Origin of the sequence: Bifidobacterium scaligerum (assembly GCF_002802865.1) — a bacterium.
In the GTDB taxonomy this organism is placed as follows: Bacteria; Actinomycetota; Actinomycetes; order Actinomycetales; family Bifidobacteriaceae; genus Bifidobacterium; species Bifidobacterium scaligerum.
Genome location: NZ_PGLQ01000007.1, coordinates 21,315 through 37,192 on the forward strand (window position 1 = coordinate 21,315; position 15,878 = coordinate 37,192).

Consider the following 15,878-nt stretch of genomic DNA (forward strand, 5'->3'; position numbering starts at 1 on the left):
CGAGCAGCGACAATCGCAAGGCGATAAGAGCGGTGCCGCCGCGCTCAAGGCCCTGCCCACCCCGATCGTTACCAAGCAGGCTCCGGTGAACCTTGCCGATTGGCGGAACGTCACCGCCAAGCCGGAAGACGAAATCGTTATCGTTTCCGTCGGCGAACTTGGCCCGTGGGGTTCCGGCCGTACGCGCACCCAAGCCGAACTCGGCATCCATTCGGACGGCACTGTCGATCTGAGTGCCGGTGCCGTGCTCGAACTGGCATGGAATATGGGCCTGCTGAATTGGCAGGACAGCCCGAAGCCGGGCTGGTACGACGTGGACGGCAACTTGGTGCCCGAAGAGGACATCGCCGAACGGTACCACGACGAGGTCGTGGCCCGCTCCGGCATCCGTCCATTCGAAACCGGCATGGGCGGCGACTATAAGGACGGTGCCGACGAAGAAGAAGCCGAGGTCTTCCTGGACCACGACGTCACCTTCTCCGTGCCGAGCGAGGACGTCGCCCGCGAATACGTCAAGCTGGACGCCAAGCACACCACCATCGCTCCGGACGCTGAATCCGGCGAATGGAATGTGACCCGTCACGCCGGATCGATGATTCGCGTACCGCGTCGTGCCACGATGACCCGTACCGTCGGCGGCCAGTTCCCGACCGGCTTCGACCCGACTCGATGGGGCATTCCGGCCTCGATGGTGGGCGATGTGGACGAAATCGCGCTGTGGAACATCGTCACCACTGTGGATGCCTACCTGAGCGCCGGCTTTACCCCGGCCGAAATCCTTGAGTCCATCCACCCCTCGCTGGTGGCCTCGACCCAAGGCACCGGCTTCGGCGGCATGGCCTCGATGCGCAAGCTCTATCTCGACCGCTTCCTCAACCACGAGATTCCGACCGACATTCTGCAGGAGGCCCTGCCGAACGTGGTCGCGGCTCATGTGATGCAGTCGTACATCGGCGGCTACGGCAACATGATTCAGCCGGTTTCCGCCTGCGCCACCGCTGCGGTCTCTCTGGAAGAGGGCGTTGACAAGATTGCCCTCGGCAAGGCCGACTTCGTGGTCACCGGTGCCATTGATGATATTGGCGTGGAGTCGGTGATCGGCTTCGGCAACATGAATGCCACCGCCAACTCCGAAGAGATGTACGGCAAGGGCATTGACGCGCGCTTCTTCAGCCGCGCCAACGACCGTCGCCGCGGTGGCTTCCTGGAATCCCAGGGCGGCGGCACGATTCTCGTGACCCGTGGCGATATCGCCTTGAAGCTCGGTCTGCCGGTCGCGGCCGTGGTCGGATTCATCCACTCGTACGCGGATGGTGCGCACACCTCGATTCCGGCTCCGGGACTCGGCGCTCTGGCGGCGGGCCTTGGCGGACGCCGGTCCAAGCTGGTGCACGACCTGGCCGCGCTGGGCGTTTCCGCGGATGACATCGCCGTGGTGTCCAAGCATGACACCTCCACGAACGCCAACGATCCGAACGAGTCCGAGCTGCACAACACGCTGGCCCACGCCATCGGCCGCACGGACGGCAACCCGCTGTTCGTGATCTCCCAGAAGACGCTCACCGGCCATGCCAAGGGCGGTGCCTGCATCTTCCAGGTCAACGGCCTGACTCAGCTGTTCAAATCCGGCGTGATTCCGGCCAACGCGGCGCTCGACTGCGTCGATCCGAAGCTCAAGCGCGACGACCATATGGTCTGGCTGCGTAAGCCTCTGCGCATCGGCGGCGGCGAGGACGAGTTCGGTCGCGAGACCGCAGGGTGTCCGGTCAAGGCAGGCCTCGCCACGTCGCTCGGCTTCGGTCATGTGAGCGGATTCGTGGCACTGGTTCACCCCGGTGCCTTCGAGGCGGCCGTGGCTCATGCGGACGGCGAAGCTGCGCTGGCAGCATGGCGCGAACGTGCCAATGCGCGTTTGGCCGCCGGCCAGCGTCACTTTGAAGAAGGCATGATGGGCCGTGCCGCGCTCTACGAGCCGATCGAAAACCGTCGTTTCCGTGAGGACCACCGCGGCTACGACCACCACGAGGTCGAAAAGGCCATGCTGCTGAATCCCGACGCTCGCCTTGGCGAATCCGGCTTCTACGAAGCCTGATTCGGTCGGCTCACATCAGGATTCCTTCGCGGGGCACCTGTGGTGTGCCCCGCTCACTTCGCCTACGGGATGCCCACTGGGCATCCCGCTTAACGGCTCAGCCCGACGCTCGCCTTGGCGAATCCGGCTTCTACGAAGCCTGACCGCCTAAGCCGTTTATTCGGATCCCCTCGTTCGGCACCGTTTATTCGGATCCGAACGGCCTCCCTTTTGCGAATTTGTCTCTCTGAGTTCGCGTCAGAGAGACAAATTCGCAAAAGGTGCCGAAAGCCCCTCCGCAAGTGAACTGAGCTGGTTCGCGAGAAGGGGCTTTCTGTGTTAGAAGGGGCTGATTTCCGCTTTGCGGAACATCTATCTCAGTTACAAGGGGCTGTTGGCCAGGCAGAGGCACCGCAAAACGACAAAATAACGGCGGCCGAGTGCCTCTTCTCCGTAAGGTTGAATTGGTCGGCCGCCCCCTGTAAACGAGATAGATGTTCCGCAAAGCGGAAATCAGCCCCTTGTAGAGCAGATGCGGCAATTCTGCGTCTGCTTTACGCTGAAACGCCACGTACAAGAGAAAAACTGGCGATTTCGCGGCGCGGGGGTATATCACTGGTTTTTTTGATGCGTTCCACCAACATGGAGACGGCCGTACGAGCCATTCCGTCAAAATCCACGGCAATGGTGCTGAGCTTCGGTGAGCAATACGATGCCGGACTTATGCCATCGAATCCAAATACCGCTTTGTCTTCCGGCACGCGAACGCCCATATCCTGCAACCCGTTGATGAGCCCGAACGCTATGAGATCATTCATGCAGAAGAATGAGTCATATCCTAGATCAGCCTGCACAATTGTGGTTGCGGCATGGACTCCGCCTTCTGCGGTCCAATCGCAGGGGATGGTGTCGGCTTCCGATCCTAGGCCGGCGTTGGTCATAGCCTGCAGCGCAAGTTGGAATCCGGTGTTGCGCCCTGCCTGACTGAATTCATCTTTTGCGAATTTTCGTCCTCCGACGATGGCGGTATGCTCATAGCCTCGTTGTTTGAGATAAGTAAAAGCTGCCTTGAATGAAGCCTCTAAAGGTAGAGCGACATTGTCATATTGAGGATGTTCCGCATAGTCTTCGAACAAGACAGCCGGATGGCCGCTAATCAAAGATTTCAGTTCATCTTCGGGTACGTTGTGCAGATTGATGATGAGCCCGTCGCACATTGGCGTACTGATACGCTTCAACGAATCTCGCTCCGATTCGGAAGAAGCGTTAGTCTGAACCACGATGGTCTGGTAGCCCTGTTGGGCGGCCTGTTGAGAAATTGCCCAAGCCAGATCGGAATAATAAGGATTTGCGAGATCTGGAACTACGAAAGCGATGAAACCGCTGGAGCCTTGCTTTAAAAAGCGTGCGGTCATATTCGCCGTGTAATGCATTTTTTCGGCTGCCCGAAGGATTTTTTCACGGGTTGCCGGTTTAAATCCAGGCTCTCCTCGCAACACAACGGAAGCGGTGGCGACTGACACGCCTGCTTCTTTGGCGACATCGCGCAATGTAGCCATGCTGTGTCCTCCTGCGTTGGTTCGTGGTAAATGGACCATATAAACGTTACACCTTTCGCTTCTCAAAGGCGTTGCTTCAAAAAATATCGTTTAAGAAAATATATCTACAAGAACGTTTCGACGCGCCGATATCGAACGTTGCTAAAAGAGCGGAAAAGGTTGAAATAAAGCCAATTGCAAACACGTAATTCATCAAACAAAACTAAAGGTTAAACGTTCTTGTAAAACGGTGCTACGATGAAGTCATCGCTCATAGAAGAGCGTGCATACAACAAGCAAGGAGAAAAGACGATGCAGTCGAGAATGAACAAAGCGATTGTGGCTGCGCTTGGTGCAGTTGCCCTGATCGTGCCCATGGCCGCATGTGGGTCCAGCTCTGCGGATTCAGGCAATTCCTTAACCGTGTATTCCTACTACAACAAGGCAACTATGGATCCGGTGGTTGCGGCCTTCGAAAAGGCCAATCCGGATATCAAAGTCCAGATTTCCTATGGACAAGGTGATTCCGAATACAATTCCACGTTGCAAACCCGCATCGCTGGTAATCAGGCGCCTGATGTCTTCAACCTCAATGGCAACAATCGCGCTGACCTTATGAATAACGGTGCGGTCGCAGATATCACTGGTGCTGGCTATCTCAAAGGTATTGATGAAACCTATCTGACTGACTACACCAAGGATGGCAAGATTTACGGCATGCCGATTTCCGGTTGGCTTGCTGGCGTTGTGTATAACAAAGATTTGCTGAAGGAAGTCGGCTACGATTCTGTGCCGGATAATCTTGATGATTTTGCCGCACTGGCCAAGAAGCTCAAGGACAAAGGCATTACGCCATTCTTGGAAAACGGGCAGGAAATGTCAGGGTCGCTGATTGGCCTGTTGGGTAGCTACTACGCCTCTACCGGAACCGATGGCGACAAGGAAATCTACGCCGGAAAGAGCACGTTTGCTGACCAGTGGACCAAAGCATTCGAGGCTTGGAATGATGGTTTCATCAAGTCCGGTGCCTTGCCGCAGGAGGCCACTGGCCTGAACGCCGATCAGGTCAAGCAGTCATTCATTAATGGTGAGGCTGCCATGTATCGCACCGGCGGATGGGATGTGGCTGATATCAAGGCGGCTGGTGTGAACTACGGATTCTCTCCATTCCCCGAATATCCAGGTTCTGAACCATACGTCGATGGTGGTGCCGATCCTGCTTTCGCTATCAGCGCCAAGACCAAGCATAAGGATGCCGCTGAAAAGTTCCTCACCTTCATGAACTCCGAGGAAGGCCTCAAACTGTTCACTACTGCATACGGCTCCGCTTCCGTTTCGAGCAACTACACCTCTGATATTGATGAACAGCTTAAGCCTCTGTACGATGACTATTTCTTCAAAGGCAAGTTCCATTGGGTTTCGTTCGAAAAGGGATCCACGGCCATGAGCGCTGAAGTCATCGCACAACAGCAAGGCATCCAAGGCGGCACGACTACGCCAACGGACGCTGCCAAAAACCTGGATGCCAAGTGGAGCAGTGTCCAATAGCTGATCGTATCCGTGCAGTTTGAAATGCGGGCGTCCGATTTGCTGCAATGACAAACCGTTCTCTACTCCTGCGTTTGAATCCCTTCAGCTCGGGCGTCCGTACCTGCATTTTCTGTAATCATTCCCACTCATGAATAAAGAAAGCCGTTACTCATGAACGCTTCTGCAACTTCCGCCATTGCTAAAGTCCGCAGGAGGCCACTTAGCCCTGAAGACCGAGCCACGTTCTTCTTCCTGCTGCCGATTATGGTCGTATTCGCCGTACTGACCTTGGTTCCGCTGCTCTCATCCGTCTACTATTCGTTGACCGACTACAACGGCTTCTCGACCGACTTCAATATGGTCGGACTGAAGAACTACGTCACCATTTTCTCCGAGCCGGAGTTGCTTCACAGCCTTGGCTTCACCCTGCTATTTGCGGTATCGACCACGCTGCTGATTACTGTGTTGGCTTTGCCTCTTGCTGTGACATTGAATAAACAGTTCTACGGCCGTTCTCTAGCCCGTTCGCTGTTCTTCTTCCTAGGCATCCCGGCGCAAGCCATTCTGGGTCTGATTTGGAGGCAGATTTTCTCTCCAATGAAATCCGGCATCTTCAACCAGATTCTCGATTTGTTTACCATTCCGCCGATCCCATGGACGTCGGATGATCATTGGGCCCAGTTCTGCGTGATTTTCGTGGGTGTTTGGATGGGCGTCGGCTGGCATGCCACGCTTTATCTCGCCTATATGCAGGCGATTCCCGCCGACCTGTACGAACAGTCCTTAATCGATGGCGCCAATTCCCGTCAACAGTTCATCCATATCACCTTGTCTCAGTTGGTTCCCGCCATCGTGGTGTCCACGTTCCTCATCATGACCGGCAACCTTAAGGTCTATGACCTGCCATTCACCTTGACCGCCGGCGGTCCGCGCAATGCCACAATGACCATCACCCAAGCCATTCTGCTGCGCGGCACCGGCCAATCACAGTACGGTGTGGGATCCGCTCTCGCCGTGTTGTTCACCATTGTTTGCTTGCTGCTGGTCACTATTCAGCAGATTGTTGCTTCTGCGATTCAAAGGAGATTCGAATGATTGAGTCACGTGCCAATACCGTGCCTCGCAAGATTGTGCGCACTATCGTGACGCTGGGCTCGGCGATTCTGTGCGCTTTGCCGCTGTATTACGTTATTGTCAGCTCGTTCAAAACCAGTGTGGACATGACCAAGCATCCATTCGCGCTCCCGACTGAATGGACATTCGCTAATTATGCCCAGGCCGTAGCGGACGGCTCGATTTGGACTGCCTTCCTGAATACGCTGATTGTTACTGTTTTCGGCGTGATTCTGCAGGTGGCTGTCGGCTCACTCGCCGCCTATGCCATGGTGCTGAAAAAGAACTGGCTTACAGTCGGCATGGGGGCCGTGTTGACCCTCGCGTTCTGTATTCCTGTGCAATCCACGTTGCTGCCCTTGTACAAAATGGAGGGCACGTTGGGTATCGTCGACTCTCTTCCGGGCCTGATTGTGCTGTACCTAGCCGATTCGGCATTCTGCTACTACCTGATTGTCGGATACATGCGCAAATTGCCTACGGAGTTGTTTGAGGCTGCTCGTGTGGACGGCGCAAGTCCATTCCGCATCTACTGGCAGATTGTGCTCCCGCTCATTAGACCGATTCTTGCCACGGTGATTGTGTTCCAGACCTTGGCCGTGTGGAATGACTTCCTGCGCCCAAGCGTGTTCGTCTCCTCCGCCGAAAAATGCACGGTGGTGCTTCAGGTGTACAACGCGGTCAACGCTTTCTCTACGAACTGGCCGCTGTTCATGGCCATCACCTGTATAGCGCTTGCGCCGGTGGTCGTGTTCTTCATGTTCTGCCAGCGTTGGATTGTTTCTGGTCTGGTGGCCGGAGCGGTTAAGGGCTGAGTCAAGACAGGCTGTTTCGAAAGGACAATGACGTCATGACTGAGGTGTACCAACCGATTGAGGAGTTCACTGCGCCTGGGCCGACGCGTGATACCGGCAGCGTGATTGATGGGTATGTCAATGAGTTCAATTCCCATGATGAGGAACTGTATCCGCAGGATATCGCCAATAAGATGGCCGCTGACTGGATGAAGCGCGAGGTGCCGTTCTTCGAGTGCGCCGATCGACTTCTGGAGCGCGTGTACTACTTCCGCTGGTGGGTGTTTCGCAAGCACATCACGTCCACGCCTGAAGGTCGCATCATCTCGGAATTTCTGCCGAATGTGTATTGGGCAGGTCCTTATAACTCCATCAATTGCGCCAGCGGCCATCATATTGCCGAGGCTCGTTGGTTGCGTGATGGCAAGGATTTGGTGCGTAGTTATGTGAACTTCTGGTTCAGGGGACCAGGTGATGAACTGTCGTATTCATCGTGGGTTATTGATGCTGTCATGCGGTACGCCGAAATCCGTGATGACCGTGATTTTGCCATTGGTTTGTTGGATGAGTTCGTGCGTTTCTACCACACGGTGGAGGAGTGCAACATGACGCGCTACGGCTTGTTCTGGTCATACGACGACCGTGATGCCATGGAAGATTCCATCTCCGGTTCCGGCCTGCGTCCCACACTTAATAGTTACATGGTAGGCAACGCGCGAGCCATTGCACGCATTGCCGGTTGGGCTGGGCGTGATGATCTGGTTGAAGAATATCGGGCGAAGGCCAGCGAGCTCATTCGTCTGATGCAAAGTGAGCTTTGGGATGACGAAGGCCGGTTCTTTAAGGTGCTGCCGCTGGACGACAAAGATGGTGTGTTGGATGCTATCGAGTTCGCCGATGTTGATCCCATGCGCAACGTGCGTGAAGAGATTGGCTATATCCCATGGGCGTTCAATGTGGCCGACGCGCGCAACGAGGATGCGTGGCGATTCCTTGCGGATCCAGAGCACTTCGCTGGTGCGGCAGGTATTCGTACTGCCGAAATATGCCACCCTCGGTACATGAATCGCGACTCCGCCCACGAATGTCAGTGGAATGGACCGTGTTGGCCGTATGCCACCACCCAAACGCTTAATTCGATGATTGCTGAAATTCGCTCTGGACGCAACGGAGTGACAGCTGACGATTTTATGCGTGAATTGCGCCGATACGCGGCAATCCATACTCGGCAGACCGCCGAGGGGGACATCGTCGATTGGATTGACGAAGATCTTGATGCCGATACCGGAGTCTGGATTTCTCGCGATCAGTTGGAAGCATGGGGTTGGCGCGAAGACAAAGGTGGGTATGAGCGCGGCAAAGACTACAACCATTCCGCTTTCTGCGATTTGATCATCTCCGGTCTGGCCGGCGTAAGAGTGGAGGATGAGTCGACGTCTTCGATGCTCATCGTTGAACCGCTCGCTGTGGAACATGCGATGCCGTATTGGAGATTGTTGGGATTGCCGGTAGGCGACACGACCATCGACATTTACTATGACCAGATCGGTGACCGTTATGGTCACGGGCGTGGCCTGACGGTTATCCTCGACGGAGTCGTCTACCATGACGAAGCCAGCGCCCCCTGCGTTAGGGCAGCTTTGTGATGTTTTGCCGATGCGTCGATTCGTCGATTCGCCGATGCGTCGATGTGCCGGTGCGAGGAGCGTCATGGATGAATGAATAGGCTCGGCAACGTGTGTTTTTGTCCAGCTGCCAAGGCTATCCGTGTTACAAGGGGCTGATTTCTGCCCTCGCGGAATATCTGTCTCGTCTACGAAGGGCTGCCGGCCAAGCAGAGGCACTCCACCCGCAATGCGTCACGCCCACTGTGCATGTGCATGTGCATGTAGGTGCATGTAGTGACGCATCGCGAGTGAAAAGCCATGAAGAAAACCCGAGCTGCCGGTTATGGTCAGCGCGTGGAGCGTAGTTCGCGGAACGTCACGGTGCCAGTGCCAGCGCCGTGCAGTCCGGTCACTGTCGGCGCAGTCACAAAGACCGGATCGTTGACGGTGCTGCAGTCGAACAGCACAGCACCCACATCCTCACCGTTATTGACGAACACTTCGGCGACGCCATGGTCGTAGAACACCTCCACACGGTTCACCTGTTCGGTGACGGAGACGTAATCACAACCGTCGGTCGGCAGTCCGGTGGTGGTCAGGTGTACCGCCTTGCCGTCGCTTGCCAGCTTCAGCGAAGCCTGCGTCATAGTGCCGTCGCTCTGCTTGCGTAGGCCGGAAACCAGCGTCATGGTAAACGACTGATTCGCTTCAGGGATGATGTTTGCGTAGTACGCATGATTCGGAACGTTCACGCGCAGTTCGCGCCCGCTATCAGTGCCGTCAGTCGCGTCCGGAGTGAGCTCGCCGCCGATCAGCAGATCGTAAACCTCCTGAATCGGGCGAGAGTGCAGTCGTCCGTCCACCACATGCAGTTCGCGCGGCAAACTCATCACGCCGTTGGCGTAGTCGTTACGTTCGATACGTACGCCGAACCAGTCGCACAGCCAGCCGATGGCGATGCGACGATCGGACTGGCTGCCGTCCGCCGCCGTGTGCCGATCACGGAAGGACTGTACTGCGTAATAACACGATCCGAAATCGCACCAGCCGGCCTGCTCCACATCGAATCGTGGAGAGCCGGCCGGCTCCACGACTGAGCCGGTGTACCAGCGAATCGGCTGGAATCGACCGGTCGTATCGTGCAATTTCATCACCGAACCGATGGCCACGGCCGAACCGTCTACGCTGAACGTGTCCGGGCATTCGTAGGTGTACGCCTCGGGAAGGCCGGTTTCGAACAGCAACGGGCCAGCGTATTCCCATGTGGCGTTGTCCAGATTGGAGTCGGTGGCGCGGAACAGGGCGAGCGTCGGAATGCGAGAGAGGTCGGGGGTCTGCTCGCCGGCCGCTGCAGTCGTGCTTTCGCCATACCAATAGGTGCCGGATGGACGCGGTGCCGAGCCGATTTCGCCAGCGGCAGGTGCCTGTTCGGCCGGCAGGTTCGTGGCGACCACGATGGTCGGAACGCCGGCTGTCGTGGTGCTGCTGTTCGTCTCGCCGTCCGGCGCGTCAGTCAGCAATGTGTCGTCGGCTTTCGGATCGCGGAAGTCCGGTCCGAAATCATCGCCCGGACGACGAATCACGGTGGTTTCAGTGCCGAACGTCAGTCCGTCGGTGCTGACGGCCGTGGTCTGTTCTTCGATGACCGAGCGCGGATCTCCTCGACGCTCCCAGTGACGGGTCAGGAAGATGCGGATGGCGCTCGCCTGATCGCCTGGCACGATGCGGCCGGATTCGTCCACGGTGACCGCGGAGCCGGAGAACGCGCCGCCGGCCAGCGACCCGTCGCGCGATAGATCCGGTTGCGGCAGCAGCGCGATCGGCAGATCGACCCAGTGCATCAGGTCATGGCTGACCGCATGGCCCCAATGCATGCTGTCCCACTCCCAGCCGTAGGGGTTGTACTGGTAGAACATGTGGTAGCGGCCTTGGAAACGGCAGAGGCCGTTCGGGTCGTTCATCCAGTGCTGTGCCGGCTCGAAATGTGCGCGCGGTCGATGCGCGGTGGCTCGAGTATCCGAAGTGATGATGCGGATGCCGCGGTCGATCAGATTCTCGCCGCCGGTCAGGTACGCGAATCCCAGCTCCAGTCCTTCGCAATGCAGCTCGTACTGTTCGCCGGGGGTGATGGGTAGCGTCAGTTTCGCGCGACGATCGGCTGCGGTAAGGCTCGCCTCCACCGGCTGCGCACTGCCGCTGACTGGTGTGAGACGAATGATGCCGGGGGTTTCGCCGTCGCCGGCGTATGATGCGAACGCTTCGCATGCAGTGTAGTTATCGGTGTTGATGATGGTCATTGTGGTCTCCTTTGACGTATGCGTTGACGCGTGCAACTATTTCGTGCGATACGAATAATGCCGGATGGGAGAAAAGGGGAAAACCCATCCGGCAAGTATGTGGTCGACTGCAATCGAGGCAGGCGCAGCGGTCCGGTTAGCCCCGACCGCAGTCGAAGTATGTGGTGTGATTTCAGCCCTTTACTCCCGTCGAGGCGATGGAGCTGACGAATTGCTTTTGGAAGAGGACGAAGACGATGATGATCGGGACGGTGATCAGCGAGCTGTAGGCCATGATCTGACCCCACGAGGTGGTCATTTGCTGGAAATACTGCACGCCGATCATCACCGGGCGCAGATTCTCGGACTGCACCACCATCAGCGGCCAGACGTACTGGTTCCACATGGGCAGGAAGCTCAGGATCACCACGGTGGCGGTGGCAGGTCCGGACAGCGGCATGATGATACGCGAGTAGATGCGGAACCATCCGGCACCATCCACGCGGGCGGCCTCATCGAGGTCCTTCGGAATCGTCTCGAAGTACTGCATGTACAGGTAGACGGAGAAGGCGTTGGCGATGAACGGCACGATCTGCACGGGCAGAGTATCGATCCATCCGCGGGTGAAGTACAGGCCGAACTGGTCCACCACCGGGCGCGGCAGCTGGTTGACCCACCACAGCAGCGGGATGGCGTAGGTTTCGAACGGCACCATCAGTGTGGCCAGAATGAAGGTGAAGATGACCTTCTTGCCACGCACCTCAAGACGCTGCAGAGCGAAGGCCGCCATCGAGTTGACAATCACGCCGAGCACCACGGTAACCACGGTGATGATCACCGAGTTCATCAGGAAGGTGGCGGCGGGCACGCGGGTGAACACCTGCGCGTAGTTGTCGAGCGAAATGTGCCCCACCGGCAGGAACGCCTTGAAGGAGCCGAGATCGGCCATGATCTCATCGTCCGGCTTGAAGGAGCTGACCACCATGAAGATCAGCGGGAAAGCGAACAGGCAGGCGAACAGGATGCGGACGATCCATCCGCCTACGGACAGGCGGTTGTGCTTATAGGCGACCTTTTTGGCGGCCTTGGCCGCGAGCTTGTCGTGAGCGGCCATCGAAGTAGTTGCGTTGCTCATCGTTGAATCCTTAATCTCAAGTCTTTTCGATTACTTCTCGCGGGTCAGGTAGCGCTGGATGGCGGTGATGACCATGATGATGCAGAAGAACACGAGCGTGATCGCGGAGGCGTAGCCCATCTCCTGCTGCTGGAAGCCGGAGCGCACGGCCTCGAATACCACGGTGGTGGTGGCGTCGCGCGGGCCGCCCTGAGTCATCACGTTGATCTGGGTGAACAGGCTCATAGCCGCGATGGTGATGGTGATCAGAATCATGTTGCGCGTGGAGCGCAGGCCCGGCCAAGTCACGTTCTTGAACTGTTCCCAAGCGCTGCAGCCGTCCAGCTCGGCGGCCTCGTACAGTTCGCCTGGGATGGTCTGCAGACCGGACAGCCAGATGAGCATATGCTGGCCGACCGCTTGCCAGATGGACATCACGATGATGGCGCCCATCGCGGTGCGTGGGTCGTTGAGCCAGTCCACGGCCTGCCAGTGGCCGAAGGTGAGCTTGGACATCACCTGATTGAGCATGCCGTCGTTCTGGTAGATGAACATCCACAGCAGGGAGACCACCACCATGGAGGTCACCACGGGCAGGAAGTAGACCGTACGGAAGAACACGGAGGAGCGTACCTGCTTGTTGATGAGCACGGCCAGCAGCAGGCCGAGTCCGGCCTGAACCGGCACTACGACCACGGCGAACACCGCAACGTTGCGCAGTGCGAACCAGAACGTGGGATCGGAGAACAGTCGGGTGAAGTTCTCGAAACCGATGAATCGGGTCGGATTCGGGCTGATGGTGCGGGCGTTGGTGAACGCCAGGCCGAACGCCAGCAGCACCGGGATGCCGATGAACAGCAGCAGAAGCAGGGATGCCGGCAGCAGCATGCCCCAGCCGACGGCGTTCTCGTGACGCTGTTCGGCGGTACGCTTGTTGGTCGCCACAGGGGTTTTGGTGGTACTAGTCATGATGATTCCCTTTGAAGTCGCTTTCGATCAGTTCTTCCGGTAACCGTCGGCACCCTGAATGTTGCCGTCGATATGATTGACTGCTTTGTCGAGCCACGTATTGACGTCGGCGCCGTTCATGATGTCGCCGATGGTCTTGCGGAACTCAGTGGAGATGAAGTTGTAGGCCGGGGTCTCAGGACGCATCTTGACGTATTTCTCGGAGATCTCGGTGAAGATCTGCATATCGCCGCCCTTGGCGAACGGCTTGACCATCTGCTGAGCGGCCTTGGTGGTCGGGATGTTCATGCCGGCGCTCGCCATGTTGGCGATGTACTTGTCCTGCAGCGAGAAGCGGATGTAGTCCTGCGCGGCCGCCTTGTTCGGGCAGGTGGGGGTCATGCCGACCGTCCAGGAACCGCCGCCGGTGACGGAGCCGTGGCCGAAGTCGGTCATCGGCATCACGACGATGTCGTCGTAATCCTTGGCGTACTTCTGGAAGGTGCTCATCGACCAGATGCCGCCGTAGAGCAGGCCGGACTTGTTGTTCACGAAGTCGAGGGCCGTGTCGGAGCCGCCCTTGGAGGAGATGTAGCCCTTGGCCACGAGATCGCGCATCCAGTTGGCGAACGCCTTGCCCTCCTTGCCGTTGAGCACGCCGTCCGCGCTCTGGTAATCCTTGCGGTTGACGAGGTCGCCGCCGAAGGACTGCAGGATTGGTGCGTAGGCGTAGGCATACCATTCGCTCTTGTTGTCGGCGGTGCCGATCTCGAACGGGTAGTTCCATTCGCCGGTGGCCTTGAGTTTGGCCAGTGCGTCGTCCATCTCGTCCTTGGTCCACGGCTTGTCCACCGTGGCGATGCGGATGCCGAGCTTCTTGAGTACGGATTTGCGGGCGAACAGGGCCACGGTGGCATCGAAGTAGCCTACGGTATACACCTTGTCGTTCCACTTGCCGGTGGCGGAGGGGATGAGGTCCTTGGTGCGCTTGAGCAACGCCTCGTCGGTGAGCGGGTCGAGGATGTTGGCCCAGGCCCAGTACGGGGTGTTCGGCTGGTCCACGTCCACCAGGCAGGGCAGGTTGTTGGCGGAGGATGCGGAGATCACCGAATCGTTGTACGAGCTCTGTGGGAAGGACTGCAGTTTGATGGTGGCCTTCTTGTCCGGGCTGGCGTTGTAGTCGTCGATGATCTGCTGCACGCCTGCGAGCTCGGCTTCGCTGCCGGCCGTATGCGTCCAGATGGTGATTTCGTTGGCGTTGGCCTTGGCCGCGGCGCGGGCTGCTTCGCCGCAGCCTCCTACAGTGACAAGGCTGGCGATGGCGAGTGACGCTGCCAAAGCCTTGAGCGCTGTATTTCTGATGGTGTGGGGCATGGTGCTCCTCCTTCTGTTTCTCCTGTTTGTCTTACTCAGTAATGTCTCGAACCGGTTCGATGCTGGGTTGCGCGCAACGCTCTGCGGCATCGGCGGTAAAAAATGTGAACTCGAATGCTCTAGGCGAGGTGTTGACGGATGGATTCGTCGGCGCCTTCGCCGTTGGCCCATGCTGTGGCGCCGTTTGCCTCCGGCTGGACTACTGCCGTTTCGGCCGCACCCAAGATTGTTTGATGCGCAGTTGGCACTCGATTTGCGGCGAATGTTCGCTCAACGGCGGCGGCTGGACCTTGTCGACCGGGTATCCGGTTTTCGGGAATGGCGTCGGCTCTTTGCCTTCGATCATCGAAACCAGTTTGCCGACCGCCCAATAGCCCATTTCATAATGAGGCAGTTCCACGGTGGACAGTGCCGGGTCCAGCGCTTCGGCGATGACCTGGTGATTGTCCACGCCGACCACCGCGATATCTTTGCCGGGCGTCAATCCGCGACGGGCCGCTTCGGAGTAGATGGCCCAGGCGCGGGTGTCGTTGAAGCAGAAGAATCCATCTACGTCCGGATGACGGTCGAAGAACGCCGGCATGCGAGCTGCGGCGTCGCTTCCGGTGTCCACGTTGATCATGAGTTCCGGGTCATAGGGAATGCCGCGATCGGCCAGGGCATCCACATATCCGGACAGGCGCCCGGGCTGGGCGACCATATTGTGTATGGTGCCCACGTAAGCGATGCGCCGGCAGCCGGCTTCGATGAGATGGTTGGTGGCCGTGTAGCCGATGCTGTGTTCGTCCGGCACGATGCTGGGTGCCGATCCGGAGGCATCCGTGGAGTCGGCGAGCACCACCTTGCAATCCTGCAGTGAGTCGGGCAGCGTGGTCTTTTGATTGAACATGCGTGCGTAAATGAAGCCGTCCACCCCGAACTGGCGCAGGGAGAGAATCTCGCGGTCGGATTCTTTCGCGCCGTTCTTGATGTTGGCCATGACGAGCAGATAGCCGAGTGCCCGGGCGGCGTCCTGCGCGCCTTCGATCATGCGCCCGGCGAACGGAGTGGTGGCTACTTCGTCGCTCAAGAGACCGATGGTGTGGCTGCTGTTGGTGCGTAGGCCGCTGGCGAAGCGGTTGGTCAGATATCCCATATCCGTGGCGATCGCGCGGATGTGGCTTGCGACGTCCGCGCTGATGCGTCCGGCGTCGCGATTGTTGAGCACGAGCGAAACGGAAGATACGGAGACTCCGGCACGGGCGGCAATCTGTTTCATGGTGACCATGGTTTTGCCTCCTTGCTTCTAGTTGCTTCGTTGGTTGCGGCTTCGCGATGATGAAGCTGTCCTTCATTGGCTCGTTGTGTTAACAACGTTAAAAAGTCAAAAAGTTGACGTCAATCGATTTATGTTTCGGTGTGTCGGTTGAAAATCCGCTGTTTTCATGGATTCTTTAGGTAAGTCAACAATTTGACTTCCGTAACGATGATTGCGGTGCAATGTTGTGCGCTCGCCGAGCAAGACCATAGGATT

General features: G+C 57.8%; 10 protein-coding genes and 1 pseudogene. 5 read left to right on the forward strand and 6 right to left on the reverse strand.

What is annotated here, in order from left to right:
• Positions 1 to 43: 43 nt before the first annotated feature.
• Positions 44 to 2,092 (forward strand): annotated as a pseudogene (locus CUU80_RS11280) (beta-ketoacyl synthase N-terminal-like domain-containing protein); the annotation flags it as partial.
• A gap of 533 nt (positions 2,093 to 2,625) precedes the next feature.
• On the opposite strand, the gene CUU80_RS08660 reads toward CUU80_RS11280, so the two are convergent.
• The gene (locus CUU80_RS08660) at positions 2,626 to 3,630 is read right to left on the reverse strand and encodes a LacI family DNA-binding transcriptional regulator (RefSeq protein WP_165775911.1); all 1,005 of its coding nucleotides are present in this window, start codon (positions 3,628 to 3,630) and stop codon (positions 2,626 to 2,628) included.
• A 291-nt stretch (positions 3,631 to 3,921) separates the two neighbouring features.
• Here CUU80_RS08660 and CUU80_RS08665 point away from each other — a divergent pair, with 291 nt between their 5' ends.
• From CUU80_RS08665 to CUU80_RS08680, 4 genes are all read left to right on the forward strand, one after another.
• On the forward strand, positions 3,922 to 5,157 hold the full coding sequence (locus CUU80_RS08665; protein WP_165775912.1) for an ABC transporter substrate-binding protein: 1,236 nt from the start codon (positions 3,922 to 3,924) through the stop codon (positions 5,155 to 5,157).
• Positions 5,158 to 5,310: 153 nt separating this feature from the next.
• Positions 5,311 to 6,234, forward strand: coding sequence for a carbohydrate ABC transporter permease (locus CUU80_RS08670; RefSeq protein WP_100496924.1), 924 nt, complete (start codon positions 5,311 to 5,313; stop codon positions 6,232 to 6,234).
• Positions 6,231 to 7,067 carry a carbohydrate ABC transporter permease gene (locus CUU80_RS08675; protein ID WP_100496925.1) on the forward strand — a complete coding sequence of 279 codons (837 nt, stop codon included), beginning with the start codon at positions 6,231 to 6,233 and terminating at the stop codon, positions 7,065 to 7,067. The genes CUU80_RS08670 and CUU80_RS08675 overlap by 4 nt, the downstream gene beginning before the upstream one ends.
• Positions 7,068 to 7,102: 35 nt before the next feature.
• Entirely contained in the window at positions 7,103 to 8,692 is a 1,590-nt protein-coding gene (locus CUU80_RS08680) for an MGH1-like glycoside hydrolase domain-containing protein (RefSeq protein WP_207760110.1), read from the forward strand.
• 308 nt (positions 8,693 to 9,000) lie between these two features.
• On the opposite strand, the gene CUU80_RS08685 is transcribed toward CUU80_RS08680, so the two are convergent.
• The 5 genes from CUU80_RS08685 to CUU80_RS08705 form a co-directional block, all read right to left on the reverse strand.
• Positions 9,001 to 10,950 carry a glycoside hydrolase family protein gene (locus CUU80_RS08685; protein WP_100496926.1) on the reverse strand — a complete coding sequence of 650 codons (1,950 nt, stop codon included), beginning with the start codon at positions 10,948 to 10,950 and terminating at the stop codon, positions 9,001 to 9,003.
• Positions 10,951 to 11,122: 172 nt separating this feature from the next.
• Positions 11,123 to 12,064, reverse strand: a complete 942-nt coding sequence (locus CUU80_RS08690; protein WP_205832605.1) for a carbohydrate ABC transporter permease — start codon at positions 12,062 to 12,064, stop codon at positions 11,123 to 11,125.
• Positions 12,065 to 12,094: 30 nt separating this feature from the next.
• Positions 12,095 to 13,012, reverse strand: coding sequence for a carbohydrate ABC transporter permease (locus tag CUU80_RS08695; protein WP_100496927.1), 918 nt, complete (start codon positions 13,010 to 13,012; stop codon positions 12,095 to 12,097).
• A 27-nt stretch (positions 13,013 to 13,039) separates the two neighbouring features.
• Entirely contained in the window at positions 13,040 to 14,365 is a 1,326-nt protein-coding gene (locus CUU80_RS08700; RefSeq protein WP_100496928.1) for an extracellular solute-binding protein, read from the reverse strand.
• Between the two features lie 199 nt (positions 14,366 to 14,564).
• Complete coding sequence (locus CUU80_RS08705) at positions 14,565 to 15,632, reverse strand: LacI family DNA-binding transcriptional regulator (RefSeq protein ID WP_100496929.1); 1,068 nt, start codon at positions 15,630 to 15,632, stop codon at positions 14,565 to 14,567.
• Positions 15,633 to 15,878 lie beyond the last annotated feature (246 nt).

Coding starts and splice junctions, on each gene's coding strand:
- CUU80_RS08660 (WP_165775911.1), bottom strand. CDS start 3,630: ATGGCTACATTGCGCGATGTCGCCAAAGAAGCAGGCGTGTCAGTCGCC.
- CUU80_RS08665 (WP_165775912.1), top strand. CDS start 3,922: ATGCAGTCGAGAATGAACAAAGCGATTGTGGCTGCGCTTGGTGCAGTT.
- CUU80_RS08670 (WP_100496924.1), top strand. CDS start 5,311: ATGAACGCTTCTGCAACTTCCGCCATTGCTAAAGTCCGCAGGAGGCCA.
- CUU80_RS08675 (WP_100496925.1), top strand. CDS start 6,231: ATGATTGAGTCACGTGCCAATACCGTGCCTCGCAAGATTGTGCGCACT.
- CUU80_RS08680 (WP_207760110.1), top strand. CDS start 7,103: ATGACTGAGGTGTACCAACCGATTGAGGAGTTCACTGCGCCTGGGCCG.
- CUU80_RS08685 (WP_100496926.1), bottom strand. CDS start 10,950: ATGACCATCATCAACACCGATAACTACACTGCATGCGAAGCGTTCGCA.
- CUU80_RS08690 (WP_205832605.1), bottom strand. CDS start 12,064: ATGAGCAACGCAACTACTTCGATGGCCGCTCACGACAAGCTCGCGGCC.
- CUU80_RS08695 (WP_100496927.1), bottom strand. CDS start 13,012: ATGACTAGTACCACCAAAACCCCTGTGGCGACCAACAAGCGTACCGCC.
- CUU80_RS08700 (WP_100496928.1), bottom strand. CDS start 14,365: ATGCCCCACACCATCAGAAATACAGCGCTCAAGGCTTTGGCAGCGTCA.
- CUU80_RS08705 (WP_100496929.1), bottom strand. CDS start 15,632: ATGGTCACCATGAAACAGATTGCCGCCCGTGCCGGAGTCTCCGTATCT.